This is a genomic window from Labrys sp. ALF-8, assembly GCF_059699065.1.
Map to the genome: position 1 here is coordinate 51,843 of NZ_AP048543.1, position 26,092 is coordinate 77,934.

Here is a 26,092-nt window from a genome sequence, read left to right on the forward strand (position 1 = left end):
TCAGCCTCCTAGTGCAGGAATTCCGCTCCGGTCGCCATCAGCTTATTTGCCGCAAGGTAGGGCAACTCACGAGCAATACTGGCGTGTTTCATGCCGACGCTATTTCTGCCGTGAGCCTCAAGCCTGCGGCTGTGACGCTCCGGCCCCATGCTCGCCCTCGTGTTGGGAGGGAACCGCGTGCCTTCACTGCCTAGCTTGGTTCGTTCCCTCTCCAGACAGTTCGCGATTTTTCCGGGCGAATCGTCGGCACGAGGCGAGGCAGAAATTACGCGCCTCGCCTTCGTTTCTTCGGTTGAGGCGTCATCGATCTCACTGAGGTCGTCGAGATTTGGCATTTTCGCTTCGGCTATGGCTCCAACGAAGGCACAGCGGCAGTCATTGGGGTCTACCTGCCCATTGGCGGCTAGGTAACATGCTTGCCGGGCGGCGGCGTATGCCGTCCCTCGTTCTCGCGGCCAGCGATGCAAGAGAAAGTAGGAAGCCTCAGCGATAGTAGAAATCCGCTGAAGCAAATTCGGGCGAAGCATGAAGACGAACGGTTTTTCAAAAGCTATTTTGCTCATTGCCAGATTTGGATCACGTTTTCTCAAGCGCGAATACGCTCTTGCCTGCTTCATTTACCGGGGGCGGTAGCCCCTTGCCGCCGCCCCCAGCGTCGCTCAGCTCTTTACTTCAATACGCTTGACCTGAGCCTGCGCCTTCGCGGTCTTGGGTAGCGTGACCGTCAACACACCATTTTTGAACAGGGCGTTGACCTTATCTTCCTCGACCTCGAAGCCAACCGGAATGCGTCGCTCGAAGCGACCATAGAAACGTTCGGAAAACTGCTTTTCCTTGTCCCCGGTTTCTGAACGCTTCTCACCCTTCAATGTCAGCACACCCTCGCTGAGGAATACCTCGACATCTTTTTCCGCCAGACCCGGCACCTCGGCGGTTACCTTGATCTCCTTCTCGTTGTCCGAGATCTCAACGCTGGGCCATCCTGCCCGGACAGAGCCCATCCGGCCGAAAGCCGGAACCCTGGTGTCGAATGCCCGGAAGGCATCGTCGAAGAGGCGATTCATTTCGCGATGTAGCGACAGGAAGGGGTCGCGGTCGCCCTCGCGAAAGAAACTTGGAAGCTGGTCGCCGTTGTTGCGACCCCACGGAATCAGATCACGCACACTCATCATCTGTCTCCTTCGAGTTCAATGAAATGACAAAGGCTCACACCTGCGCCGGACGTGTTTGTCCGGCGCGTCGCTTGCCTTGGCTTTGACGTGTCAAGCTGCGTGCTTCTCGCCTTTGATCGTCCGCACGCCGGCCTTTGCCTGCGCATCGTTGCCGATGATCTCGATCCGGCGCGGCTTCATTTCTTCGGGAAGCTCACGCTTGAGATCAATGGTCAGCAGGCCTTTGTCGAGGTTCGCGCCGACGACCTTGATATGGTCGGCGAGTTCGAAGCGCTGCGCAAAAGCCCGCTCGGCTATGCCTCGATGCATATACTGGCCGGTATCCTCGTCGGCCTTCTCGCCCGACACGACCAGGACGTTGCGCTCCTGGGTAATGCCCAGTTCGTCCTGCGAGAAGCCGGCCACCGCCATCGTGATGCGATAGTCGTCTTCGCCAGTTTTGATGATGTCGTAGGGAGGCCAATTGTCCGCCGTCTCGATACGGCTCGTTGCCTCCAGTGCGTTGAGCATCCGGTCGAAACCAATGCTTGAGCGGAACAGTGGTGTAAAATCGAGAGTGGATCTCATAGCCACATCCTCCTGTTGAAGCAACATGGATACAAGTTTGATTTTCTCGCCATGGGCACTGCCACAGCGGGAGTTGTCGGTCCCTAATGGCGACCGGCAACTACGAGGTAGTCGACATCAAGGCCATTTCAAGAGGGCGCTTCGCAGCAATTTTCAGCGTTGTGTCTGAGCGCGTTTGTGTCCCGTTGGAGGTCTCCGTACCTTAGAAGGAAATGAACGAAGGACGCGAAAATATTTACGTATTCAAAGCATTAGCACTCTCGGATGGAGACTGCCAAAAATTTTGAGCGGGGTTCTTGAAAACCAAAAAGCCACAAACCAACTGATTTTGCGCGCGATGCCGACCTGGGTCGCGCGCCCCGCTCTGGTCGCCGGATCGGAGCGGTGGAACTTTCAAAATTGTTTGTCCTTGAAGGAGAACGATATGACGTTCCGTCCATTGCATGACCGTGTCCTGGTCCGCCGTATTGAAGCCGACGAGAGGACCGCGGGCGGCATCATCATTCCTGATACGGCTAAGGAGAAGCCGCAGCAGGGCGAAGTAGTGGCGGTCGGCCCCGGCGCTAGGGATGAATCCGGTAAGCTGGTCGAACTCGACGTGAAGGTTGGGAACCGCGTCCTGTTCGGCAAATGGTCAGGCACCGAGATCAAGATCGACGGCGAGGACCTCCTCATCATGAAGGAAAGCGACGTGCTGGGTGTGATCGAAATAGCTGGCGCCGTGAAGAAGGCCGCCTGACGGCTTCTTCATCCTCATCACAATTCAAAATAGCTGCCTATTGCAGGAGAGATTCAATGGCTGCCAAGGAAGTCAAATTCTCCACCGATGCGCGCGACAAGATGCTGCGCGGCGTGGACATTCTCGCCAATGCCGTCAAGGTCACGCTCGGCCCCAAGGGCCGCAACGTCGTGATCGAGAAGTCGTTCGGCGCTCCCCGCATCACCAAGGACGGCGTCACCGTCGCCAAGGAGATCGAACTCTCGGACAAGTTCGAGAACATGGGCGCCCAGATGGTGCGCGAGGTCGCCTCGAAGACCAACGACACCGCCGGTGACGGCACCACCACCGCCACGGTTCTTGCCCAGGCCATCGTGAAGGAGGGCGCCAAGGCTGTGGCATCTGGCATCAATCCCATGGATCTCAAGCGTGGCATTGACAAGGCGGTTGAAGCTGTCGTCGCCGAACTCAAGGCCAACGCCCAGAAGATCACCAGAAACGACGAAATCGCCCAGGTCGGCACGATTTCTGCCAATGGCGATACCGAGATCGGGCGTTTCCTGGCTGAGGCTATGCAGAAAGTCGGCAATGAAGGTGTTATCACTGTCGAGGAGGCGAAAACGGCCGAGACGGAGCTCGAAGTTGTCGAGGGCATGCAATTCGACCGCGGCTATCTTTCGCCCTACTTCGTCACCAACCAGGAGAAGATGCGGGTCGAACTGGACGACCCCTACATCCTGATACACGAAAAGAAGCTCGGCAATCTGCAGGCCATTCTTCCAATCCTCGAAGCGGTTGTGCAGTCGGGCAAGCCGCTGACGATCATTGCGGAAGATGTTGAAGGCGAGGCGTTGGCGACGCTGGTGGTGAACAAGTTGCGCGGTGGCCTGAAGGTGGCGGCGGTCAAGGCACCAGGCTTTGGTGACCGGCGCAAGGCGATGCTGGAGGATATCGCCATCCTGACCGGCGGCACGGTGATCAGCGAGGATCTCGGCATCAAGCTGGAGAACGTCACCCTCGAGATGCTCGGCCGCGCCAAGAAGGTGGTGATCGAAAAGGAAAACACCACCATCGTCGACGGCGCGGGCAGCAAGAACGACATTGACGGGCGCATCGTGCAAATCCGGGCTCAGATCGATGAGACGACCTCCGACTACGATCGCGAGAAGCTCCAAGAGCGACTTGCAAAGCTTGCGGGTGGAGTTGCGGTGATCCGCGTCGGTGGCGCCACGGAGGTGGAGGTCAAGGAACGCAAGGATCGTGTGGACGATGCCATGCATGCCACCCGGGCCGCAGTCGAAGAAGGCGTTCTGCCGGGTGGCGGTGTGGCCCTGCTGCGGGCCGCAAAGGTCCTTGAGGCCCTGACGTCCGACAATGCCGACCAAAAATACGGGATCGACATCGTCCGCCGTGCGATCGAGGCGCCTATACGCCAGATTGCCGAGAACGCCGGCTGGGAGGGCTCGCTCGTCGTCGGCAAGCTGCGGGAAACCGCCGAATACGCCCATGGCTGGAACGCCCAGACCGGCGAGTATGGCAACCTCTTCGAGCAAGGGGTGATCGATCCTGCCAAGGTCGTGCGCACTGCTCTCCAGGACGCGGCGTCTGTTGCCGGCCTCTTGGTGACCACTGAAGCAATGGTGGCCGAGAAGCCAAAGAAGGAGCCGGCACCTACCATGCCCGCAGGCGCCGGAATGGACTTTTAACCGAGAACAATGCAGGCCACTCCCCGAACGGGGAGTGGCGCCTAGGATCCAAGCAGCATTTTGTGCTGTTCGGAGGCTGAGATGAGACGAAAGGATTTTAAATCAGCTGAGCCAAGCAAAAGAGCCTTGGCCGTGACCTGCAGTCCCTACTATCGGCGCCGCGCCGACACTCAGCGCGCCCTGAAGGGCCATCCATCCAAAACTGGAGAGGCAACCGGAGACCAAACGAAAGGCAACGATGCCGCCATGGCAACGCTCGCGGACTGGCGCGAATTGGAAGGCCTGAGCGTGGAAGAACTGGCAGAAAAAGCGGATGTCGCGGTATCGCAGATTGAAGCCATTGAAGCCGGCAGTCTGGATGCGCCGCTCTCCGCCTATCTGAAACTGGCAAAGGCCCTCAGAATTAGTGCCGAGAAGATCATTGGACATACCAAATAAGGCGATCTTTGCGATGTCGTGTAAGCGCACGAACTCTGTGACCAAATTCTCGTTCTTATCGCGGTTTAGCTAGAATCTCGATCACCCAGGGCCACTATTGGACTTTGCTGGCTTATCGGCCCGCCTTACTGGCTGCTTTGAATCTCGGCTGCCAGTTTTGAGAGTTACCATCACGGTTCGCGAGAGCGGAAGCCGAACGGTCGAGGCAAGGGGCGTCGGCTACACAAAAAACCAACATGGATCTAACCTCGGCAGGAAAGAGGTCACGTGATGGCACTGTCACGTTGACAGGATCACGACGGGGCAATGGTGTGACTGACCACCGCAATCAGACGAAGGTGTAGGTGCCGGCAAGCTCCTCCCACACGGTCATCGCCTCGGTGCGAAGGGTCCGATAGTCGATGGCGGACAGGCTATGGCGCGGAAAGTGAAAGAGGTTGGCGATGGGATCGTGAATTGAGACGAAGCGCTGGAGATGGCGGACGGATTTGAATCTCTTCATACTTCGTTCTCGTCGCCGGGTCGGCTGGTGCAAATTCTTGGCCCGGTTGTTCAGGCCCTTATGCTGGCGATGCTCGAAGGTCATACCCATGTCGCAGCGGGCAGCGTTGTAGGATCTGAGCTTGTCGGTGACCATCACCCTGGGAGCGCGGGCTTGTTTGCGGATGAGCCTGCGCAGAAGGCGTTCTGCCGCCCGCCAGGCACGGCGGCTCTGGGCCAAGGCGTCGAGCACGAAGCCATCTTGGTCAACCGCGCGCCAAAGCCAATGCTTCTTGCCATTAATGGCGACGACGACTTCATCGAGATGCCATTTGTTGCCGAACTACGGCGTGCGCCGCCGAATGGCGTTGGCATAATCCCGGCCAAACTTCTCGGCCCACCGCCGAACGGTTTCGTGGCTCACCACAATTCCACGTGCCGCCAGCAGGTCCTCGACCATTCTCAAGCTCAACGGAAAACAGCGCGTCCGGATCGCTCGCGACCTTGGTCGTCAGATGCACTTCGCCGCGGTCGTCGACGACGCACACCGCCGTCTCCTCGATCGCAACGTCCAGTCCGCAAAAATACTCCATCAGCCGCCTCCTGCGTGGTTTCGAGGCTGACACTTTAACGGCCACCACAGGCGCTGCGCCCGCAGACGGGGCGTCTGGCCGATTACGGGCAGCATTTGCAGATAGATGGTTCAGAGGCCGCCCGGCTTTCTCGCCGGGCGACCCATGCCCTCGGTAGGATCACCACCTGTAGCGCAGGCCTGCCGTGCCCCTGAGGCTGTAGTTGGAGCCGGAGCCGGAGAGCGCGGTGGCGTAGTCCGCCTCGCCATAGACGCTCCAGTTGTCGTTCCAGGCATAGGTACCGCCGGCGCCGATCTCGCCCCACAGCCGCTTGTCCTGCTGCTCCAGGGACGTGCCGGCCACCACCACGCTGGTGTCCTTGAGGAAGCCGTAGCTCAGGTTGGCAATGCCGTAGATCTGCAGGCGGTCTGTCTTGCCCTCGCCGTTTTTCCAGCTCGCGTTGTTCTCCACCCGCAGGCCCAGCCGGCCCCGCAGGCTGTCACCGTCGCCCAGCGTCACGCGGGAGCTGTTGATGTCCGTGAAACTGTCGAAGTCGACATGGGTATAGGCAAGCTGGGCCTGCGGCACCACCGACCAGCCCGAGCCCAGCTCGAAGCGCTTGCCGATCTCCAGGCTGGCCGTACCCGACCAGCCCTGGTTGTCGCCGCCGGCCTTGTTGGACAGGCTGGACTCGTAGAAGGTGAGCTGGCCGACCGCGTCGGCATAGAGGCCATCGGCGCCAAGCCAGGTCAGGTTGCCGCCGAGGCCGTAGCCGGTGGTCGTGATCTTGCCGCTGCGGGCCGCTCCCGTGGCCGGATCGCGCGAAACGTCGATATCGGCGTGCGAGGTGCCCACCATGGCATAGGCGCCGACGGTCAGGTCGCCCGCGCCTGTCTCGTAGGCCGTGCCCTCGTAGCCGGCCTGCAGGAAGCCGAGCGAAAGGGTATAGGGCGTGCCCGACTTGGGATCGATCGACGTATATTGCCCGCCGATGCGCCCCCAGGCACCCTGGCCATAGATCACGGGGCCGGTAGCGGCATACTTCATGACCTGGCTGGAGGGCAGGTCCGCCGCGACCTGCGGCGTGCCGTTCGGCCAAATGCGGTTGCCGGTCCTCTGCTGCAGGGTGCCGAGCGTCGCATCGGCGAAGTTGACCAGGATGTCGGCATAGGGCAGCGCCGTCTGAGCGGAGGCGTTCGCCTGCCCGGTCGAGCGCAGGTACCAGTTCTGGTCGTCCTTGGTGAGGTCCTGGTAGTAGAGGGCGTAGTCGTAGGCGCCAACGGCGACGGCGCTGGCGAGATGGAAGGCGTCGGCGGTGGAGGTGCCGCCGTTGATTTCCACGACCTCGATGCCGTTGGTCGTCTGCGCGCCGGCGCCGCCGGCATTGCGGATGGCCAGCGCCGTCGAACCGGAGGCATCGCCGTTGATGATGAGGCGATCGGTGGGTGAACCGTCGCCGCCCAGCTGGGTGTCGAGCGAGACGGTGCCCCCGGTGCCGACGAAATTGCCGGCGATGGTCGTCGTGTCGCCGACCACCCCGTTCTGCATCTGGAGAAGGCCGCCATTGGTGAAGGTGCCCAGGCCGCTGAAACTGGTGGCGGTCGGGCCGCTCGCGCCGCTGGCAGCTGCGACGATGGTGCCGCCGGCCTCGTTCGTGATGCTGTTGTTGGTGGTGTCCGTGCCGAAGTCGTTGGTGCCCCCTGCCGTGTTCCACACCCCGCCTGACTGGTTGTTGAACTGATTGGCGCCGCTGCCGGCGAGATTGACAGTGCCGAGTACCAGTCCCGTATTCGTGACGGACGTGGAAACCTGGCTCGGCGCTCCGCCGCCGGTGTCCTGGTTTGAATCGATGGCAACGGCGTTCGACGCGCCGGACAGGTTCTGGATGGTGCCAGCGTTGTCGATGGTCACCGCCTGGGCGGTGTCCGCGTAGAGTACCACGCCCGCAACGCCGCCCTCCACCTTGCTGCCGGACATCACGTTAAGTGTGGTTTGAGTCGTTCCCGTATTCTCAATGTTTTGCGACAGAATACCCGCATTGGTGCCCGCTACAGTCCCGTGGGTCGTGACGTCGACGCGGCTCACTGTCAGTTCGGCGCGGACCAGAATACCGCTTCCCGAGGGGCCGGTGGCACTGACGTTGCCCTCGGCGTTTACCGTGATTGTGGCGCTGGTGCCACCGAAAGGCTTCCCCGCGAGGCCGCTGGCCTCAATGCCATAAAGGCCGCCAGTTACCTCTCCCTTGGTGTCAACGCGCACATCACCCAGGCCAATGGCGCCGACCCCAATGGACTGCGATCCCGTTGCCAGAACTGTGCCATAGGTCGTTACGGACGTGATCCCTGTCGTGGCGCCTATTATACCGATCCCGCCGTTCACCCCACTGACGGCGTCATGGGTCGTCACGACAATGTTCCCGGCACCAGGCGTCACAAGAGCGCCAAGAACAGCGTTGATACCGACACCTTGAAGCGAGGTGACCGTGTCATTGCTAGTTATGTTCAAGTCGCCCGCCAGCGAGGCGCTCTGTGCTTGAATTGCATTCGCGGTCGAGACGACTGGGCCGTTCGTGGTGATCGTGAGGTCGCCGCCGTCGGATCGTTTGTTGACGGCTTGAACGCCAAAGGGAACAACACCTGTCACGGGGCCGGTAGCAGTCACGGCTTGAACCGCTATCGTGGTATTTCCGGTGCCTTGGTTATAGACACCGACCCCCATGCCGGCGCTGGCGCTGACTGGACCGTTCGCTGTGATTTCTACCGGTCCCGCACCGTAATTGAAGGCCAGGATGCCGCTGGTGCCACCGTCCACCTCACCTTGGGTCGTGACCGTCAAGCTTCCGACCGCGGCATTGGTATTCTTGACGTGAATTCCGTATTTGCTCGTACCAGTCACCGTTCCGGTCGTGGTGATGTTCGTTGCACCCGTACCCTGATTGCTGGCATAAATGCCAGAGGTGCCGCCGGTCACATCAGCGGTGTTAATCGTCATATCGGTCGCCGTGGTGCCGTTGGAGGCAAGGATACCGTATCCAGAAGTTCCTGCTACTGCACCGGTGGTGGTGATGCTCGTTGCGCCGGTGCCGTAGTTTCCAGCAATGATACCGGCTTCGCCGCCAGTCACGTTGCCGGACGTGTTGATGGTCAAGCCACTCGCTGTACTCGAGTTGTTGGCGAATATGCCCACATAGTTGCGGCCCGTGACGTCGCCGGTCGTGGTGACACTCGTCGCCCCTGCACCATTGTTATAGATCAGGAGGGCACTTTGGTCGCTCGTAATACTGGACGAATTTGCATCGGTGAAGGTCAGCGACGTGCCTGCGCCGTAAATCTTAAGGGCTGGGGCGCCTGTAAGGATTCCAAAGCCAGGGGACGTCGTCACGGTGCCACTGCCCGTCACCGTTATGATCTGTTCGCTGTCGGTCCCAGAGTCAGCAGCGCCAGAACATAAGACGGCCGCACCAGTCGTTGGGGTGCAGCTTCCCGCATAGGCCCTGCGTCCATAGCTGGCGAACATGGCGACGACGGCTGTGGTCAGCGCAAGCTTGCTTTTCAACCCCTTGGTGAGCTTCATGCCAGGCTCCTTCTTCCTCGTCTTGTGGTGTGCTGCCCCGCGAGTGCAGGGTCGGCCGCCGCAGGGGGCGTGCCTGCGTGCGGCAATGTGGAATGGTCGTGTTGGCTGTCGACGGCCGGGTCCGACACCGGCGTTCCAGGTGCGGCGCGCCAGGGCGCCGTGTTCGGATCGAGTTCCTCATGTGTGATGAGGGTCTGGATCTCGTTTGAGGCGAAGCCGAGCGACATCGGGCATGCGACGCCGGGCAGTGCGGCGACGTCGTAGATCTCTGCGACGGCGCCATCGATGCGGAACCAGTCGATGCAGGTGCCGGTGTCGAGGTCGATGACCTGGAGGCCGCACCACGGCTCGGAGTCGGCGTCCTTCAGCTTGCGGTCGAGCGGGAGGCCCTCGAAGCGCTCGTAGCGCGGCTTGGAGAGGCCGACGAGGGCGTAGCGCCCGGCGAAGGCCAGGCCGCGCAGGAAGCCGGGGCAGAAGGCGACGGGATGGAAGGTCCGGCTGTCGCGGTCGACCCAGCCAAGCTCGCCGGCGCCGGAGTTCAGGATCCACAGCCGCCCCTGGTGGAGGCGGGGCGAATGGGGCATGGACAGCCCCTCGCAGACGATATCGCCGGTGGCGACGTCGATGACGACCCCGCCGCCGGTGCGCCGGTCGCGCCAGCCGTCGATGGTGTTGGAGCGGCTCACGGCGGTGACATAGGCCGGCCGGCCCTCCTGCATCGCCATGCCGTTGAGATGGCAGCGGTCTTCATCGACGATGTGCGAGATGAAGGGGGGCTTCCATATCGGCGTGAAGCTCCTGGCGCGCGCGAGGCTCGCCAGGCAGTTGAAGCGGGTGTTGACGAAGACGACCTCGCCCTCGGCCGTCAGCCCGACATCATGGGCATCGAGGACGCCGGTGGTGAAGCTGATGCGCGGCACGTAGCAGGCATCGAAGGTGTGGTTGATGAACTGGCCTTCCTCGAGCACGTTCTCGAAGCGGTGTATCTGGAAGAGCGTGGCCAGGATGAGCGCGTTGCCTTCCACGGCGATGCCCATGGCCTTGTGGAACAGGCGCTCGTCCACCATCAGGCCGCCCGCGGGATTGCGGCCCAGCAGGTAGAACTTGCCCGACTGGTAGGAGGAGATGGCGACCGAGAGATTCAGCCGCGCCAGGGTCGCAACGAACCCGGGCGAGACCGAGTAGGCGGTTTCGGCAGCTTCGCTCATGATGCCGCCATCCATGCCACATGCCCCACGGCTTCGCTGCTTCGGCCGGGTTGACGGGAGTGGAGACGTGAGAACGACATTGGACCCTGCGCAGATTCAGACAAAAATCGCTGATTGAAGATTTCTGCTCGGGTTGTAATGCCTTATTTAACGGCGTGGATACCTTAAAGTGATCACGGATTTCATATAATGATCATTCTCTATACATATCTTATACATAAATTGCTGTTTGTTTTACATTGTTGTAGGAATACAACAGTAGCTCTAAGTTGTAGAGTTGCGGAATTGACAACTTGAGAGTGTCTTCGACGTCTGAAGGTCAGGCACAGAACGCCTTCTTCCAAGTCAGGACACTGCAGGACATACCGAGCGCCATCTAAAAAGCCCATCACGAACGGAGCGAAGCTGAAATACCCCTGCGATCCTTATAGGCGAGCGTGGTCCTCGCCCAAAAAAGAGCCCGGCGCATGGCCGGGCTCGTCATTCGTTCGATGCCGGTTTCGGGCTCAGAACTTGTAGCTCAGGCCAAGCGTGCCGGTGACCTGATGCCAGCCGGCCTTCACGGGGCCGTCATAGGTCTGGTAGGTCTTCTTCTGGAAGTCCGTATAGCGGACCTCGGCGCGGCCGATCCAGTTCTGCGTGAAGGCGTATTCGGCACCCAGGCCGGCCGTCCAGCCGATATGCGTCTTGCTGGAATCGGTGGTCGGGATCACGAAGAAGTCGCCGACCGAGCCGGAATTGGTGAGTTTGCCCTCGGCGAAAGCAATGCCGCCGGTGGCATAGATCAGGAGATTGTCGATGGCATAGCCGGCGCGCAGCCGGGCCGAGCCCTGCCACTCGCTCTTCATCTCCAGTGTGCGCGGCTGAATGCCATTGGTGTAGGAGGCATGCGCGCTGCCCTTGAGGTCGGCATAGTCGATGTCGCCTTCCACGCCGAGCACGAAGCTGCTGGGGAACTGGTAGTTATAGCCGGCATGCGCGCCGCCTACGAAGCCGTCCATGTCAAACTTGTCGGCGTTGCCGCCGCCACCGCCACCGTTGTTGCAGCAACCATCGCCATTGCCACCACCACCACCACCGTTGTTGCCACCACCTTCGCCATTGCCACCACCACCGCCACCGTTGTTGCCACCACCGCCACCACCGGTGTTATTGGCAGGCTGAAACAATCGGCTCTGGTTATCGCTCTCGCGACCCCAGCCATAGCCGGCATGCAGACCGATGTAGGGGCCCGTCCAATCGTACGCAGCTGCTGCGGGAGCGACAGGCTCGGACGGCTTGTAGGCGAGGTCGGCCGCCGTGGCCGTGTCGAGGGACGAAAACGCCAGGCCCGCGAGCATTGCCGCGACGGCCGAGGTAGTCAGAAGATACTTGCTCATCAACATTTCCTTGAGAACTTCGTGGCGCCGTCTTTGGTTGACGCGAAGTTACGTTATATGACGACCAAATACGTTTAGCTTCACCCTCCGATCAAGTATGGCACGATGCCTTTATGGTCTGTTTGTGCAAAAGGCGATCTTTTAATACAAGTGTTCTACGCTATTCTTTTACCAATGTGGCGGCGATGCCACACTCTGAAAGCTGTGTTTGCACTCTACGGCTCCTTTGATGTTCAGGAGTGATGCCAGGGCTATGTAGCCCGAACAACAGCACTAGGCTCTGATATAAAAATCGCTCGCCAAGCCCGAGCTCGTCAGCTTGTTCGTTGTAATCACAATCATAAGTAGTATCGACACGATACGGCAACGAGACGGTTATAACTTGTGATCGCCTCTAAAATACGCTTGGTAAAAGCGCGAATCTTTTCACAAACGGCGCTTTTGTTTCATATAGTGAGCATATTCTTCGCAGAACTATTTAAATCGCCCCGAATCTCCCCTAATATTCGACTCGATAAACATCGCTAAACAAGCTCTTGCGTCTGGTAAGTGAGGGTTCTGGCGAAGCGAAATGCCTTTCTAGAAGACGCTAATTGAAAGAAACAGATGTTTAACTGTGAATGCGTAGGACGAAAATGCCGAAATCTTCGAACTATGTGAATGATGATACTTTATATAACCCTAATTCGAAGGGAGAGTTCCCTCACGCCCTGCCGCGGTTCATCTTGGAATATGGCAAATCTCTAAATGAGAGGACCCGTAATAAGATTGCTATTATCTTTGTTAGCTCGCGAAGGACCGTTCAGAGCCTGCGCTTCGCAGAGAGTTCCCGAAATCGCGCGGAAATCCCTCCTCCCATCTCAGTTGGGCAGGATACACCTGCCCAATTAATCGAACAGTTGCTGCGCCTAACACCAGCATCGACGGATCCAGCGAATGATCTGTACCTCAGGAGCTTGGCGAATATCTACTGGGTGCACACCATGGCCAGAAACTCCACAAGTTCGCCGCCTGAGTGGCAGCATCGTTACCCGGGGCTGTCGGATTCTATCAGCGGAAAAGTGCAGAAATTCATGCGCCTCCATTTGGCGAGCCGCATCGAAGTGTCGGACATGGCCGATGTAGCTCAGCTGTCACCAAGTCATTTCCGACGGGCCTTTCAAATTAGTCTTGGAATGCCGCCACATCAGTTTCTTCTTAAATTGCGGATCGAGGCGGCCGAGCGCCTGCTGCGTGGAACCGACCTGACGCTTGCCGCGATCGCTCGGCAATGCGGCTTCGCGAATGAAGGCCATGTCACGAAAGTGATGCGTCAGCATCGAGGCGCCACACCGAGCGCCATCCGAGAAGCTTATCGCGAGCAGAGCAAGGCTGAAGCGCCTCCCCTTCCTTCCGTGTAATGGCCGAGCATCCCGTTACGGACAGAGGCAGAGGATGAGCTGTCAAGCGCTGAATGATCCCCCTTGAAAAGCCGTCGCTCTATATTTGTTCTTCAAATTGGCCAAAATCGTAGCTTCGACGCCGACAGTGTCACAGATTTCTGGGGGCCTGCCAGACGATCGTGATGAATACCGGCTTTGCCAGGGATCGGGACAATGGCGAAAGCTTCCCCGCAGCAGCCCATAGGAATGCAGTTGGCGGAGCCATGCCGCATCGCTGACGTCTGTCTTCCGGCCTGGGACATTCTTTGCGTAGCGAGCATTGACGAGGATCACCTCAAATCCATGCTCTTCGAGGATCTCGAAAGCCGGAATCCAATAGACGCCGGTCGACTCCATCGCAACGCTGGTCACCCCACAGGATTTGAACCAATCGGCGAGATCATGAAGGTTGTGGGTAAAAGTGCCGAAGGCCCGTATCGGCTTGTCATCGCTGTCCGGGTTGACGGCAGCCATATGCATTGTGGAGCCGATGTCGATCGCTGCGGCGCCGGGGTTCATACGCGTGAGGCTCTGAGGGCTCGTTGACACTGTCTTGGGCATTGCTTCTCCTCTTATGGACTGGGAGGGGCTGGACCGCGCAAGTTCGTCATTTTCCTAACCGGGATCGCCACCAAGACGGCGTCACCACTCTCAAGTACGCAACAGCCCATGTGCCACGTTTTTTAACGGGGTCGAACGCCTCCAACAAGCAGTCGGCAACTCCCCTCCGGCCAGCAAGGTAACACAGCCCCTGTTTCTACCGCGCACAGGTGGGCCAAAGTCCGTGGTCGTTTTTTAGGATGTCGCGCTCCTCCGTCGCGCGCTGCAGCTCGCGTTTCAGCCGCCGGACCTCAGCGGCCTGTTCGTCATCGCGAGCTGCGGCGGCAGGCTTGCCATACCGTTTCCTCCACTCGTAGAACGAGTACTTGCGATAACGTACAGAATCTTTCGCACTTTCAGGATTGACGGCTTCTTGTAGAAAGCAAGGAGCCTGGAATGAACGATGGGAAAGCGATGGGTCAGGTGATCCAGATCGATGAGGCCCGGATCCGTGAACCACCAATCCGCTCGAGCGCATCATGAAGGAGATCCGCCGGCGGACCCGTGTGGTGGGCGCATTCCCGGACGGCCAGTCGTGCCTCAACCTCGCTGCCGCCCGGTTGCGCCACATTGCCGGAACCGCATGGTCGACCAAATGCTACATGAACATGCGCCCGCTCTATCAGCCACATGTCTTCCAAAATGAGGCCATCGCCTGACAAATGTGCGAAAGATTCTGGACACTACCGTACTTGCTGATCCCCAGCCGCGCGGCCAACTCCGCAACCGGATAGCCCCGCTCGGTGATCTGAAGGACCGCGTCGCGTTTGAAGTCTTCGGTGAAGTTCGCCTTGCCCATCGGGGCCTCCTTGCCTCTAAATTTTGGGAAAAAGGAGTCCAGGAATCTAGGGGCGGTTCAATGGGCCAAAGCGGTTCTACCAAAACCTCTCAATGCCGCGCTCATGCAGCAGATCCTCAACATTCCTCAATGACAAGGGGTAACGGACGTACATCATCACGGCGAGGCGGATGACCTCCGGCGACGAGTTGAAATAGCAAAACGGTTTGGGTTTGGGGCTTACCATTCTCATGTCGCCCGGAAACTCTACCCTCCGGCGGTGCAGCAAATGGTCTCGGATCAATCGAACTCAGGACTCTTCCTCAGACCGAAGGAGGAAAGGGTCTCACGTCAACATCAATGAATTTAATCATTCGGTAAAATTTTGAAGAGAAGAAAAATTCTTTAGATCGATGGGTTGGCACTTTCTTTAAAATCATCGTACATAACGAGGGGGTGGAGTACTGTAGTGTTGTTGATGTGAATCATTTCCTTCGTTGCAATTCGTGAATCTCGGGAAGTGAACAAGTACTGTCCCGTCGCGCCCGGCAGATCGCTCGTTTCGGCTGACACGAGGTTGCCGCCTAGGGGATCTGCGAAGGCTGCAGGCTTCGGTGAAGGGAATGACAGGTCCAGGATCTCTTTGATCCAGATCACAATCTGTGTGCTCGAAGCCCCTACAGAATGGTCGGCACAACATTTCGGCAAGCAACCATGCCACTACGATTTGTACCGGATAGCTGGGGGTCCAAGTTCAATTCGCACCTTGGCGCAGTCTCCCTCACCCAAACCGAGGCCGGGGCGATCACTCTCGCCCCGATCGACAACGTCTATGGCCTCATTCTCCTGACGCCGCAGCCGCAACGGATCATAGCCCTGGCAAGCAGCCGGAAGGCGGAGTTCGCCTCCCCGGTGGGAGCGTTCGAGATCATTCCCGCAAATACCGATTTTTCCGCACAATGGAATGTGGCGAAGACCAACATCATTCTCGGTGCGCCGAGAGGGGCTCTCCGGAGTCTGGCGGAGATGGACTTCGACAGATCGCTGCCGGATCTGCATCCGCCGCCCCCCGGTTCTCGCGACGACGAACTGCACCGGCTTGGCAGGCTACTGCAACCCGCCCTGCAGTCGACCGACGGCATGAACGAGCTGTATCTGGACAGCCTCATGAATATCTATTGGATTCACGTCGTAAGAAAATACTCCTCCATTTCAGAAATACCCGAAGGCCGTTTCTCGTCGGGGCTATCTCCCCATGTCCTGAAGCGGATAAAGGACTATATGCACAGCAATCTGTCCCGGCGAATTTCCCTCGAGGAACTTGCCGCGATATCGAACCTGTCCCAGAGCCACTTCAGACGCTCGTTCAACCATGCTCTTGGCATGCCGCCGCATCAATATCTTCTTAAGCTGAGAATCGAGACGGCGGAGAGGTTGCTGGTGGAGACCGATACGCCGCTCGCACAGATTGCACGAAATTGCGGCTTTGCGAGCCAGAGCCACATCACGCGCGTCATGAAGCAATGGCGGGGCGCCACACCAGGGCTCATACGCGCGATGCAAAACGGCCGGGCTTGACGCCGTCAATCCGACGAGCATCCGCGCCGCACCACCTGGCGCAGCCTTTCATGCATAGGGCCTAGCGGCACTTACAGGACGGCCTCCCACAGCACGTGGGGCTCAATGCGCTGGCTCGGCTGCGTCGGAAACAAGGCGGCGCCTGCGCATGAGGCGCCCTTCCCAGAAGCCGATAGCGAGCATGACGATCGTGGTTAGCCACCCCATGGTCAGAAGATCGACCACATAGGACAGCGATATGAGGGCGGCGAGCGCGACGATGCCTACGACATGCGACACGGGAACGACCCCATAGACGATCTTCTTATAGATCGCGCTGCCGAGCAGATAAACCGCCGGTCCTCCGGACAGGGCAAGCGCATAGACCAGCTTCAGTCCGTCGTGGGGATGGGCCAGCACCAGATCATTGCCCACCGCGGTCGCGATTATTCCCGCGATGAGGACGGCGTGAACATAATGGAAATAGGCGCCGATACGGCCGGGATCGTCGGAATGGGTTATCGCATCCGTCGCATCCTCGCTCGACGTGCCGAAATACAGCCACCACATGGCGAGCGTGCCGAAAAACGTCGCCAGCATCGCGGAGAGGATCACGCTGTCCCAGGACTGCGTGTCGGCCAGCGTCGCGCCCGTAGCCAGCAAAGTCTCACCCAGCGCGACGATGACGAAGAGCTGGCAGCGCTCCGCGAGATGCCCGCCCTCGATCGTCCAGTCGCGTGTGCTCGATCGCCCGAGGCCCGGCACCGGAAAACCGAACATCGGCGATACATATTCGCAGACCACAGCGATGAGCCACAGCGCCATCCGCCACTCGCGGTCGACGAAGGCTCCAGCAATCCAGAAGACGGCAGCGATCAAAAGCCACACCAGCATACGCCGGTAGTTCGCTGACAAGGCATGATCGGGGCCGAGTTCCCAGACGATATAGGTCGTGCGCCCGACTTGGATCGCCACATAGGCAAAGGCAAAGACGAGCCCGCGCTCCTCGAATGCACCGGGAATTGTCGCGGCCATAACCATCGCCGCCAGCATGACCGCGAACAATGCCCCGCGGATGCGAGGCGTGACGGGATCGAACCAGTTGGTGACCCAGCATGTGTATTGCCAGCCGAGCCAGACGGCGAACCACAGGATCAGGGTTTCGATCAGGCCGACCAGATTGAGGTTGGTCAGCAGTTCGTGGCTCAACTGCGTGACCGCGAAGGCATAGACGAGGTCGAAGAACAGTTCCTCGTTCGTCACGCGCGCATGGTGGCCGTCACGGCGGCGCAGGAGGGGATGATGATCGGTGGCCTCGGGGGACATCGGTTTACTCCTCAACGCGCCAGGCGCCAGATCGTCGCACCGGCGACCACCGCCGGGACAAGGAAAACCACGAACAGGACGGGTAATTCCTCGCGCAGGGAGTAGCCGGCCATCGCCACGCCGACCCACATATTGGCGAGCGAGAGGGCCAGCCAGATGGGAACGAACGCCTTCGCCGCCAGCGCAAGACCCGAAGCGTCCCCACCCCACAGCATGCCGAACAGAAGAAACAGACCGAGCAGGACGACGCCACCGCCGATCACCATCGCCATATGCACGCTCAGCCCTCCCCAGAGGAAAACACACTCAGATTCTTTTCGATGTCCTTGCCCGCATAGGGAGGAAAGACATCGAGTTCCATATCCGGATTGCCGACTAGCATCGCCTTGGTATTGCTCAGCGCATCGAAGCCGGCCTTGCCGTAGTATTTTCCCATGCCGCTGTTGCCGACGCCGCCGAAAGGCAGGCTGTCGATCCAGCAATGAAGATTGGTTTGATTGATACAGCCCCCGCCGAAGGAGAGGCTGCCGAGCACGTAGTCTATCGTCTGCTGGTTCTTGCTGAAGATATAGGCCGCCAGCGGCTTCGGCTTGCGCTTGATGATGTTCACCACCGAGTTGAGGTCGCCATAGGGCATGACGGGCAGCACGGGCCCGAAGATCTCCTGCTGCAAGGCGGGATCCTCCCATGCGGAGGGATAGAGAATGGTCGGCTCGACATAGCGTGCCTCGATGTCGAACCGCCCACCCTGCACGACCTTTTCCGGGATGATGTAGGAGGCGACGCGTTCGGTGTCGTGCGTGCTGATCATCCGGGCGAAATCCGGGCTCTTGCTCGGATCCTCGCCATACATCTTGATGATTGACGCCTTCAGCTTCGAGATGAAGACATCGGCGACGCTCTCATGCACGCAGACATAGCCTGGAGCGATGCACCATTGGCCGGAAATGGCGTTGTGCCCCCAGGCGATACGATCCACTGCAATGTCGAGATTGGCGGTTTCATCGACCAGGGTTGGATTCTGCCCGCCCAGTTCCAGCAGCACTGGCGTCAGATGCTCGGCAGCGGCGCGCATGACGACCTTGCCCACGGCCGAAGAGCCGGTGAAGAAGATGAAGTCGAAAGGAAGTTCGAGCAGCGCGCCGATCTCCTCGCGTCCGCCCGTGACGACGGCAACGTTCTCGGGCGCAAAATATCGCGGTATCAGCTTCTGGAAAAGTGCCGCGGTGGCCGGCGTAGTGTTCGCAGGTTTGAGAATGACCGGGTTACCGGCGGCGAGCGCGGCGATAGCCGGATCCAGCAGAAGCAGGATCGGAGCATTGAAGGGGCCGATGACGAGCGTGACGCCGTAGGGCTCCTTGTAAATGATGCCGCGATTGCCGGTCGCCTCCAGCCCCGGCGGGATCGGTACCGGCTGGGGGGCCATCAGGCCAGGCAGATTTTTGCGATAGTAGTCTATGACCCCGCTCGGCACGGTTATCTCGAACAGTTGCTCGAAAGGCGGCTTTCCGAAATCCTGGTAGAGCGCGGCACAGAGCGCGTCCTTGTTGTCGAGGAGCATGCGCTCCATGCGCTCGAGTTGGTCGATACGCCATGCGTAGCTCTTCGTGGCATCGGTCAGAAAATGCTCTTTCTGCGCATCGAAAAGAGGCTGAAAGCTGTTCGCCATCGTATTCTCCGTCATTGAGGGTTGCCGACCCGGACCGGTCAGCGGCCCGCCAGACGATCACCGATCGCCCGCCCGGAAGCGCGGAGCCGGCCGGCAAGGGCGATGTCGATCCCCTGCCGGCGTCCCTCCCGCCCTACTTGGTGGTGTATCCGCCGTTGACGAGGATGGTCTGGCCGGTCATCCACCAGCCGTCGGAGACGAGGAAGCGGATCCAGGGCACGATGTCCTGGATATGGGTGAGCCCTGTGGGGGTGAACTTGGAGAGGGCGGCGGCGGTCTTGTGGTAGGCCTGCGCCTCCGGGCTCTCGGCGGGATAGAAGAAGGGCGTGTCCATCGGGCCGGGGCCGATCGCCGTCACCGAGATGCCGCGGTCGCCCAGTTCCTTGGAGGCGGCGCGGGTGAAGTGCTCGACCGGCGCCTTGGTGCCGGCATAGCTCGCATAGAAGGGTGTGAAGGCACCCAGCAGCGAGGTCACCAGCGTGCAGATCTTGCCGCCGTCGTTGAGGGTCTTGCCGGCTTCCTTGATGAAGAAGAAGGCGGCCTTGGAATTGACGTCGGTCATCGCGTCATATTCGGCCTCCGAGATCTCGGCCATCGGCTTCTTGAGCACCTTGCCCACCGTGTTGATGGCGATGTCGGGACGGCCGATGGCGGCCACCGTGTCGGCGAACAGCTTCTCCACCGCCCCTGCTGCGGTCAGGTTGGCCTGGAAGGCCACCGCCTCGGCCCCCGCCGCCTTCACCGCCGCCACCGTCGCATCCGCCTCAGCCTTCGAGGCCGCGCTGTTGTAGTGCACCGCGATCGCCCGGGCTCCCTGCGCCGCCAGGTCGCGCGCAATCAGCCCGCCGAGATTCTTGCCGCCCCCGGCAATGATCGCCGTCTTCCCCTTGATGCTGTGATCCGTCACGCGTTAGGTCTCCTACTGAAGAATGCGGTCGAAATTTCAACTGCGAGAGTTACCTAACGTCATTTTGTTCGAATATAAACGCACATTCTAATAATGGGTTAACATGGTCGTTTTGTATAATCGGGGAGCATTTTGTGATAAACTTGATTACCGACCATGTTGTTTAATGAAATAGTTACCGACAAGCGACCCTAAGAATAGGCTCCCTGATGATGAGCCGCTCGGAATGCGCTCGGGCGCCTTCGGATTGATCGGGGTCCCGAAATGGAGGTTGCGGCCAATCAGTGAGTAGGCAAGTTCGTCCGTGATTGTCTTGCCGACAAATCGGGCTCCCAACGAGAGGAGCCGCGCCACCGCGGGAGCCGTTTCCGTCTTGATGCCGGATGCCGCGAGAACCCATGGGTTACCCGCTCCTGTCGGGTAACCCGCGACGTCAAAGACATCCTTTACCACCAGCCGGCAGCCCGCGAGAGCTCCGGAAGCGGCACTTTGAACGACGGCCTCTGGATAAGGGAGGAAGGCGTGCCACGGGTTTTCCATCTGCCGCCCCCTCAGATTTTGAGGTGCTGCATTACCCGGTCCCGGCTCCCCGGCCCGTTCACGTCCGTGTCGTCGATCGCTCCAAGTTTGAGCACAGCCCATCGATCAGCCATGGAGAGCGCGAAATCGAGATTCTGCTCGACGATCAGGATGGTCGTTCCGAACTGGTCGCGCTCTTGTCGGAGCACCGTCGCAATCTGCGTGATAACGGAGGGCTGAAGACCCTCCGAAATCTCGTCGATGAGAATGAGCTTCGGCGCCAGCATCAAAGCACGCGAGAGAATGAGCATCTTCTGCTCACCGCCTGAAAGAGTGCCGGCCTTTTGGGCCAGTCGCTTGCCCAGGAGCGGAAAGTAGCCGCTGACCCGTTCCAATCCTGCCTTCAGTTCGCGATCGGAATGCAAGGCAAGACGCAGATTGTCGCGGATAGACAGATCCTGAAAGAGCGGCTGCTCCTGTGGGGCATAGGCTATCCCAGACGCAATCAATTCCGCGGCGGTCCTGCCGCCGATGGAGATGCCGTCGACCTCAAGTGTCCCCGCCATCGGCCGCACCAGGCCGAGGATCGATTTCAGGAGGGTTGTCTTCCCCATGCCGTTCTTGCCCATAAGGGCAAAAATCTCATTCGTCCCAATCGACAGGGAGACATCCTTGATAACGCTGATGCCGCCATACCCACTTGTGAGGCCGGCAACCTTCAGCTTGACTGGATCAGCCATGGGCCCCTCCCGAATAAATGGTCCGAACGGTCTCTGAGTTGACGACCTCCTCGACTGTCCCATCGAGCACGAGCTTGCCCTGATGCAGAACGACGATGCGGCTGGAGATATCGCGCACGAAATCGAGATCGTGCTCGACCAGGATGGCCCCAAATCGCATCTGGGAGGTCAGCTTGCGGAGGATTTCCCCGATCGTGGTTCGTTCTGTCTTCGTCAGCCCGGCCGTTGGCTCGTCCAGGAGAATAAGGCTCGGTTCGAGGCACACGACCATCGCAAGTTCCAGGCCCTGGCGCTGGCCATGGGAAAGGAGGGAGACCGGCCGATCGAGCATCTCGCCAAGACCTGTAAGACGAAGAATCTCGAAGGCGGGTTCTGGCACCGAAAGATCGGACAGCGACCGCACCGCGCTTGCAGGCTGATGCCGCAATCGAGCCATGCGCAGGCATTCACCGACGGTCAGGCTGTCGAAGATGCTTGCAACCTGAAATTTCCGCCCTACGCCAAGCCCGACGATGCGCTGCGGCGGAAGCCCCGAAATATCGCGGCCTGTCACATCGATGCGGCCGCTCACAGGCTCGGTCCCGTCGGACAAGCAACGCATCAGCGTGGTCTTGCCGGCTCCATTGGGACCGACGAGGCTCACGAGTTCGCCAGGCGCAACCTTAAGGTCGATCCCAGTCAACACCGCCATGCTGCCATAGGATTTTCCGAGCCCCTGGATCGACAGGAGGGAGTGGGATGAATCGCCGTGCTGCACCGCTTGAGGAAAGGCGGTTAGGCGCATTGCGCGTTTCTCCTTGGGCAGAATGCTGGTGACCAGGGACGCCAGGCCCTTCGGCAGAACGATGATCATTCCGACAAAGAATGCGCCCACCACCAATTGCCACAGGAACGGCAGGTCGCCCGACAGGTTTGCACTGAGATAGTCGATCCCAAGCGTGCCAAGGACAGGACCCAAAATCGTGCTGCGTCCGCCAAGGGCGGTCCAGATCACCAATTGGGTACCGAACTCAAAGCCGGTATTCTCCGGAGCCACGACACCGGACGCATTTGCGTAGAGAAATCCGGCCAAACCGCACACGCCAGCGAGAACGGCCGTGAGCGCTATCTTGAGCCGAGCCGTGTTCACGCCGAGATAGGCAAGGCGGGTTTCATTGTCTCGAACCGCGACAAGCAGCTTACCCGCATCCGACCGGACAAAAATCAGCGCCAGGACCACGACCGCGACGAGGCACAGGCCCGTCAATCGAAAATAGCCGGCGAGACTCAAAGGAAGCGTGTCGTAACCGACAAGACCGCTCGAGGAGCCCGTCCAGGTTCCACCTGAAAAGACAATCTGCGTGACGACGATCGGAACAACCAGCGAGATCACCGTCGCATAGAGCGGCGTCGAGCCATGATAGAAGGAGAGCCAACCAACCGCGGCGCCCAGCACCAACGGCACCAGGATCGCCAGGACGAGGGCCAGAACGAAGAGGCCCGGAGTAGAGCCGATATGGGTGAGCACCATTGCCGTGGCATAGGCGCCAGCACCGAAGAATGCGGCCTGTCCAAAGGTGAGGACGCCAGCATACCCCCATAGAAGATCGACTGTCACCGCCAGCATGGCGTAGATCATCGAACGAGTCAGCACATTCAGGCTGAAGCGCCCGAGAAAGCTCGGACCGAGCAGGACCAAGAAAAGCGCCGCAATCGCGAGAGCGCACAGAAGGACAAGCCGGATATCGAATTTCTTAGGCACGGGCAAATCCTCTGGGGCGAATGCGCAGTGTCACGGCACAGAGGACGGCAATGGTGATGCCGCCGAGGATCGGGCTGAAATAAGTGCTGACCAGCACCTGCGTGGCACCAAAAACCAAACATGCGACCGCCAGGGCGCCAAAGGAGGAGCCGGCGACCATGACCAGCATGAAGGCGCCCGTCAGCCAGGCGACGCCCATATTTGGGTCGACGCTCGCGAGGGGAGCGAGCAACGCGCCCGCCAGAGCCGCCAGCCCCGTCCCTATCATGAAGGTGAGGAGCCGAACCTTCGCTGTGTCGATGCCGAGCGCGCGCGCAAGGGTCTCGTTCATGATGACCGCACGGGCCGACAGGCCGAGGCGCGTACCCTCGAGCAAAAGCGTAAAGCCGATCCCGATAACGAGAGCGGCGACGACCGCGAACAGCCGGTAGAGGGAATAGGTTGCGCCACCTAGACCGAGCGTGCCCGGAAGGAGGGCCGGTGTGAAATGCACGTCGCGGCCGAACCAGAGCGTGATGAGCTGGCCGATCACGATACCGAGGCCCCAGGTGGCAAGAATGGCATCAAGCGGCCGCCGGTAAAGGGGCCTGACGATGAAATTCTCCGTAATGCCGCCGAGTAGGGCGCCGGCGATAAAGGCAAGGGGCAATGCGAGCCAGGGATTCATCCCCGCTTCGTTGGCCACTACCGCACAATAAGCCCCGACAGTAAGCCATGCGCCGTGGGCGAAGTTGATGATCTTCAGCACGCCAAAAATGGCGAGAAGACCGCAGGCGACGATGAACAGGATCGCCGCCGTGCTGATGATATCCAAAAGCAGCGTCATGGGATTTTCCTGGCGGACCGAGAGGTGAGGGCAAACCTCACCTCCCATGCCTGTTAAGGTCAGAGGTTGGGACACTGATCGCCCGGATCGACGTCCTTGAAGCTGTCGATCACCTTGGCAGAGCCATCGGATTGCACCTGCCCGAGATACATGGTCAGAGGCGCGTGATGCTGCTTGCTCATCGAGATCACGCCGCGCGGACCAGTGAAGGAAACCTCCTTCAGGGCTTTGGTCACAGCGGCAGTATCCGTGCTGCCGGCCTTCTCCACCGCAGCCTTGTAGAGGTAGATACCCTCGTATTGGGGGACGGAGAGATCATTCGGCGTCCGAAGGTCCTTATCGAATTTCTTCGCCATCGCGGCTAGGAAAGCCTCGTTCTCGGGACTGTCGATGCTCGTGACGTAGGATGCCGAGAGATATATCCCCTCCGCATCGGTTCCCATGCTTTTCGCGGTCCCCTCGTCCACGGCCAGGTTGCCATAAGGCAGGGCTACACCTGCGGCGTGCAACTGCTTGGTGAGCGTGACGTTCGGCGCACCGCCGGCGGTGGACGTGATGATGGCATCCGCGCCCGAGGACTTGAGCTTGGAGATGATCGCTGTCCAGTCACTGCCGTCCATCGGCAGATATTCCTCGCCGACAACCGCGCCTCCGGATTTTCCGATATAGGTCTTCGCGAATTCGAGCATCCCGCGGCCAAACGCATAGTCCGAACCGATCAGAAAGAACTTCTTCGCATTCTGCTTCTTGATGAAGTTATCGACGATCGGCGGTACCTGTTGCTCAGGCACCCATCCATCCACGAACAGGTTGGGATTGCAGGATCTGCCTTCATAAAAGGAGGTGTAGATGTACGGGATATCACCCTTGGTGACGATGGGAAGGGCGGCGTTTCGTGCGGCACTGGTCTCCATTGCGACGACGACGTTGACTTCCTTCTGGAAGATCAGGGAGTCGAAGGCCTTCTGTGCCCCGGCTGCACCCGAAGCGTCATCCGCAATCACCAGTTCCAACGGGCGCCCAAGAACGCCTCCCTTGGCGTTGATCTCCTCGACGGCCAGTTCAGCAGCCTGAACGACGGAGGGCGCAACGACGCTGTTCGCTCCGGAGAGACCGGCCGCGACCCCCACCTTGATCGGGTCGGCAGCCAATGCCGGCGTTGCGATCGCCGCGCTCGTGAGAAGGATGGCGAGCAGTCTGGATTTCATGTTGTTCCCCTTATTTATGAGCAGTCTGGAAGTTGTGGCTAGCCGTAGACATCTCCCCTGCGGTCATCGAGAAGATGGTTGAAGTCATTGAGTTTGCGGCTCTCGGCAACGCCCGCCAGGTCAACGTCGGCGATGAGGATTTCCTCACGGTCGGCGCTCGCGGGGCCGGCGATCGGCCAGCCTTGAGGGCCAAGGATCAGGCTGCGACCGACAAACGGCTGGCCCCGCTCTGTCCCGATACGATCGGCGCAGGCGATATAAATGCCGTTGGAATGGGCTGCAGCCTTGTGGAGGATATTGGCCATGGTTTCGGTCTGCATCTCGGAACCGGGCATGGGGACCCAGTTCGTCGGGACGCAGACAAGTTCGGCACCGGCCAGTGCCAGTTGTCGGAAGGTCTCAGGAAACCAACCGTCGTAGCAAATGGCGAGTCCGATACGGCCCAGCGGGGTTTCGAAGACCGGCAAGCCCAGGTCACCCTTGACGAAGAACCGATTTTCATTGTTCCACAGATGCAGCTTGCGATATTTGCCGATATAACCGGACGGACCGCAGAAGACGGCGGTGTTGTAAAAGGCATCGCCCTCACGTTCGGCCACACCGCTCACAATGTGGATCTTCAATTCCGCAGCAAGTGCTCCCAGGCGCTGCACACTCACGCCCTCTGGAACCTCTTGCGCCAGAGAAGCCAATTCCTCGGAGCTCTCAAAAACATACCCGCTGTTGGCCAGTTCCGGGAGTACTACGATCTTGGCGCCACCCGCATGGGCGCGGCGAATGAGCCGCTCCGCGGACGCAAGATTTTCGGCAGGCTCGCCAATCCTCGGCTCGAATTGCAGGGCAGCAATCCGGATCCCACCCCGTGATGAAGTCTCGTAACTCAAACCAGGACTCTCCAAAACGCAAAAAGCCCCTGGCACGGAAATCAATCCGTAAGCCAAGGGCTGCGTAGCCTCATATTCGAAGACGGCAATCTTGCCGCCAAGC

20 protein-coding genes and 8 pseudogenes are annotated in these 26,092 nt (G+C 59.7%); 6 read left to right on the forward strand and 22 right to left on the reverse strand.

Going from position 1 to position 26,092, the window contains the following annotated elements; all coding sequences use genetic code 11:
- Positions 1 to 8: 8 nt before the first annotated feature.
- From AC6H34_RS33740 to AC6H34_RS33750, 3 genes are all read right to left on the reverse strand, one after another.
- On the reverse strand, positions 9 to 617 hold the full coding sequence (locus tag AC6H34_RS33740; RefSeq protein ID WP_497542018.1) for a DUF982 domain-containing protein: 609 nt from the start codon (positions 615 to 617) through the stop codon (positions 9 to 11).
- Between the two features lie 42 nt (positions 618 to 659).
- On the reverse strand, positions 660 to 1,169 hold the full coding sequence (locus AC6H34_RS33745) for an Hsp20/alpha crystallin family protein (protein ID WP_497542196.1): 510 nt from the start codon (positions 1,167 to 1,169) through the stop codon (positions 660 to 662).
- Between the two features lie 93 nt (positions 1,170 to 1,262).
- Positions 1,263 to 1,739 carry an Hsp20 family protein gene (locus tag AC6H34_RS33750; RefSeq protein ID WP_497542019.1) on the reverse strand — a complete coding sequence of 159 codons (477 nt, stop codon included), beginning with the start codon at positions 1,737 to 1,739 and terminating at the stop codon, positions 1,263 to 1,265.
- A gap of 424 nt (positions 1,740 to 2,163) precedes the next feature.
- On the opposite strand from AC6H34_RS33750, the gene groES reads away from it, so the two are divergent.
- The 3 genes from groES (at position 2,164) to AC6H34_RS33765 (ending at position 4,601) form a co-directional block, all read left to right on the forward strand.
- A complete protein-coding gene (gene groES / locus AC6H34_RS33755; protein WP_497542020.1) occupies positions 2,164 to 2,478 on the forward strand; it encodes a co-chaperone GroES in 315 nt (104 codons plus the stop codon).
- 56 nt (positions 2,479 to 2,534) lie between these two features.
- The gene (gene groL / locus AC6H34_RS33760) at positions 2,535 to 4,163 is read left to right on the forward strand and encodes a chaperonin GroEL (protein WP_497542021.1); all 1,629 of its coding nucleotides are present in this window, start codon (positions 2,535 to 2,537) and stop codon (positions 4,161 to 4,163) included.
- Positions 4,164 to 4,244: 81 nt separating this feature from the next.
- Positions 4,245 to 4,601, forward strand: coding sequence for a helix-turn-helix domain-containing protein (locus AC6H34_RS33765; protein ID WP_497542022.1), 357 nt, complete (start codon positions 4,245 to 4,247; stop codon positions 4,599 to 4,601).
- A 328-nt stretch (positions 4,602 to 4,929) separates the two neighbouring features.
- Here AC6H34_RS33765 and AC6H34_RS33770 read toward each other — a convergent pair.
- From AC6H34_RS33770 to AC6H34_RS33790, 5 genes and pseudogenes are all read right to left on the reverse strand, one after another.
- A pseudogene (locus AC6H34_RS33770) lies at positions 4,930 to 5,559 on the reverse strand (IS6 family transposase); the annotation flags it as partial.
- A gap of 1 nt (position 5,560) precedes the next feature.
- Positions 5,561 to 5,674: pseudogene (locus tag AC6H34_RS33775) on the reverse strand (IS110 family transposase); the annotation flags it as partial.
- Between the two features lie 159 nt (positions 5,675 to 5,833).
- Positions 5,834 to 9,226, reverse strand: a complete 3,393-nt coding sequence (locus AC6H34_RS33780) for an autotransporter outer membrane beta-barrel domain-containing protein (RefSeq protein ID WP_497542023.1) — start codon at positions 9,224 to 9,226, stop codon at positions 5,834 to 5,836.
- Positions 9,223 to 10,434: a TIGR03032 family protein gene (locus AC6H34_RS33785; RefSeq protein WP_497542024.1), complete on the reverse strand. Its 1,212-nt coding sequence runs from the start codon at positions 10,432 to 10,434 to the stop codon at positions 9,223 to 9,225. The genes AC6H34_RS33780 and AC6H34_RS33785 overlap by 4 nt, the downstream gene beginning before the upstream one ends.
- Before the next feature lie 506 nt (positions 10,435 to 10,940).
- Complete coding sequence (locus AC6H34_RS33790) at positions 10,941 to 11,813, reverse strand: outer membrane protein (RefSeq protein WP_497542025.1); 873 nt, start codon at positions 11,811 to 11,813, stop codon at positions 10,941 to 10,943.
- A 635-nt stretch (positions 11,814 to 12,448) separates the two neighbouring features.
- Between AC6H34_RS33790 and AC6H34_RS33795 the strand changes: the two genes are divergently transcribed.
- Positions 12,449 to 13,213 (forward strand): helix-turn-helix domain-containing protein, encoded by a 765-nt coding sequence (locus tag AC6H34_RS33795; protein WP_497542026.1) that lies wholly within the window; start codon positions 12,449 to 12,451, stop codon positions 13,211 to 13,213.
- 198 nt (positions 13,214 to 13,411) lie between these two features.
- Here the strand turns inward: AC6H34_RS33795 and AC6H34_RS33800 are convergent.
- Positions 13,412 to 13,795: pseudogene (locus AC6H34_RS33800) on the reverse strand (IS110 family transposase); the annotation flags it as partial.
- Positions 13,796 to 14,027: 232 nt separating this feature from the next.
- Positions 14,028 to 14,162: pseudogene (locus tag AC6H34_RS33805) on the reverse strand (IS3 family transposase); the annotation flags it as partial.
- 127 nt (positions 14,163 to 14,289) lie between these two features.
- On the opposite strand from AC6H34_RS33805, the pseudogene AC6H34_RS33810 reads away from it, so the two are divergent.
- A pseudogene (locus AC6H34_RS33810) lies at positions 14,290 to 14,493 on the forward strand (transposase); the annotation flags it as partial.
- A 29-nt stretch (positions 14,494 to 14,522) separates the two neighbouring features.
- On the opposite strand, the pseudogene AC6H34_RS33815 reads toward AC6H34_RS33810, so the two are convergent.
- Positions 14,523 to 14,633: pseudogene (locus tag AC6H34_RS33815) on the reverse strand (transposase); the annotation flags it as partial.
- Between the two features lie 79 nt (positions 14,634 to 14,712).
- Positions 14,713 to 14,859, reverse strand: a pseudogene (locus tag AC6H34_RS33820) (IS6 family transposase); the annotation flags it as partial.
- A 437-nt stretch (positions 14,860 to 15,296) separates the two neighbouring features.
- On the opposite strand from AC6H34_RS33820, the gene AC6H34_RS33825 reads away from it, so the two are divergent.
- Positions 15,297 to 16,190, forward strand: coding sequence for a helix-turn-helix domain-containing protein (locus AC6H34_RS33825; RefSeq protein WP_497542027.1), 894 nt, complete (start codon positions 15,297 to 15,299; stop codon positions 16,188 to 16,190).
- Between the two features lie 102 nt (positions 16,191 to 16,292).
- Here the strand turns inward: AC6H34_RS33825 and AC6H34_RS33830 are convergent, their stop codons facing one another.
- The 10 genes and pseudogenes from AC6H34_RS33830 to AC6H34_RS33875 all read right to left on the reverse strand — a co-directional run bounded on the left by AC6H34_RS33830 (position 16,293) and on the right by AC6H34_RS33875 (position 25,989).
- Positions 16,293 to 17,495: a low temperature requirement protein A gene (locus AC6H34_RS33830; RefSeq protein ID WP_497542028.1), complete on the reverse strand. Its 1,203-nt coding sequence runs from the start codon at positions 17,493 to 17,495 to the stop codon at positions 16,293 to 16,295.
- An 11-nt stretch (positions 17,496 to 17,506) separates the two neighbouring features.
- Positions 17,507 to 17,773, reverse strand: a complete 267-nt coding sequence (locus AC6H34_RS33835) for a hypothetical protein (protein WP_497542029.1) — start codon at positions 17,771 to 17,773, stop codon at positions 17,507 to 17,509.
- Positions 17,774 to 17,775: 2 nt separating this feature from the next.
- Complete coding sequence (locus AC6H34_RS33840) at positions 17,776 to 19,164, reverse strand: aldehyde dehydrogenase family protein (RefSeq protein WP_497542030.1); 1,389 nt, start codon at positions 19,162 to 19,164, stop codon at positions 17,776 to 17,778.
- 133 nt (positions 19,165 to 19,297) lie between these two features.
- Positions 19,298 to 20,071 (reverse strand): SDR family oxidoreductase, encoded by a 774-nt coding sequence (locus AC6H34_RS33845; protein ID WP_448150434.1) that lies wholly within the window; start codon positions 20,069 to 20,071, stop codon positions 19,298 to 19,300.
- 201 nt (positions 20,072 to 20,272) lie between these two features.
- Positions 20,273 to 20,611: pseudogene (locus AC6H34_RS33850) on the reverse strand (amidase family protein); the annotation flags it as partial.
- 11 nt (positions 20,612 to 20,622) lie between these two features.
- The gene (locus AC6H34_RS33855; RefSeq protein ID WP_497542031.1) at positions 20,623 to 21,330 is read right to left on the reverse strand and encodes an ABC transporter ATP-binding protein; all 708 of its coding nucleotides are present in this window, start codon (positions 21,328 to 21,330) and stop codon (positions 20,623 to 20,625) included.
- A complete protein-coding gene (locus AC6H34_RS33860; RefSeq protein WP_497542197.1) occupies positions 21,323 to 22,948 on the reverse strand; it encodes a branched-chain amino acid ABC transporter ATP-binding protein/permease in 1,626 nt (541 codons plus the stop codon). The genes AC6H34_RS33855 and AC6H34_RS33860 overlap by 8 nt, the downstream gene beginning before the upstream one ends.
- Before the next feature lie 115 nt (positions 22,949 to 23,063).
- On the reverse strand, positions 23,064 to 23,897 hold the full coding sequence (locus tag AC6H34_RS33865) for a branched-chain amino acid ABC transporter permease (RefSeq protein WP_497542032.1): 834 nt from the start codon (positions 23,895 to 23,897) through the stop codon (positions 23,064 to 23,066).
- A gap of 59 nt (positions 23,898 to 23,956) precedes the next feature.
- Positions 23,957 to 25,105, reverse strand: coding sequence for a substrate-binding protein (locus AC6H34_RS33870; protein WP_497542033.1), 1,149 nt, complete (start codon positions 25,103 to 25,105; stop codon positions 23,957 to 23,959).
- Between the two features lie 38 nt (positions 25,106 to 25,143).
- Positions 25,144 to 25,989, reverse strand: coding sequence for a nitrilase family protein (locus AC6H34_RS33875; protein ID WP_497542198.1), 846 nt, complete (start codon positions 25,987 to 25,989; stop codon positions 25,144 to 25,146).
- Positions 25,990 to 26,092 lie beyond the last annotated feature (103 nt).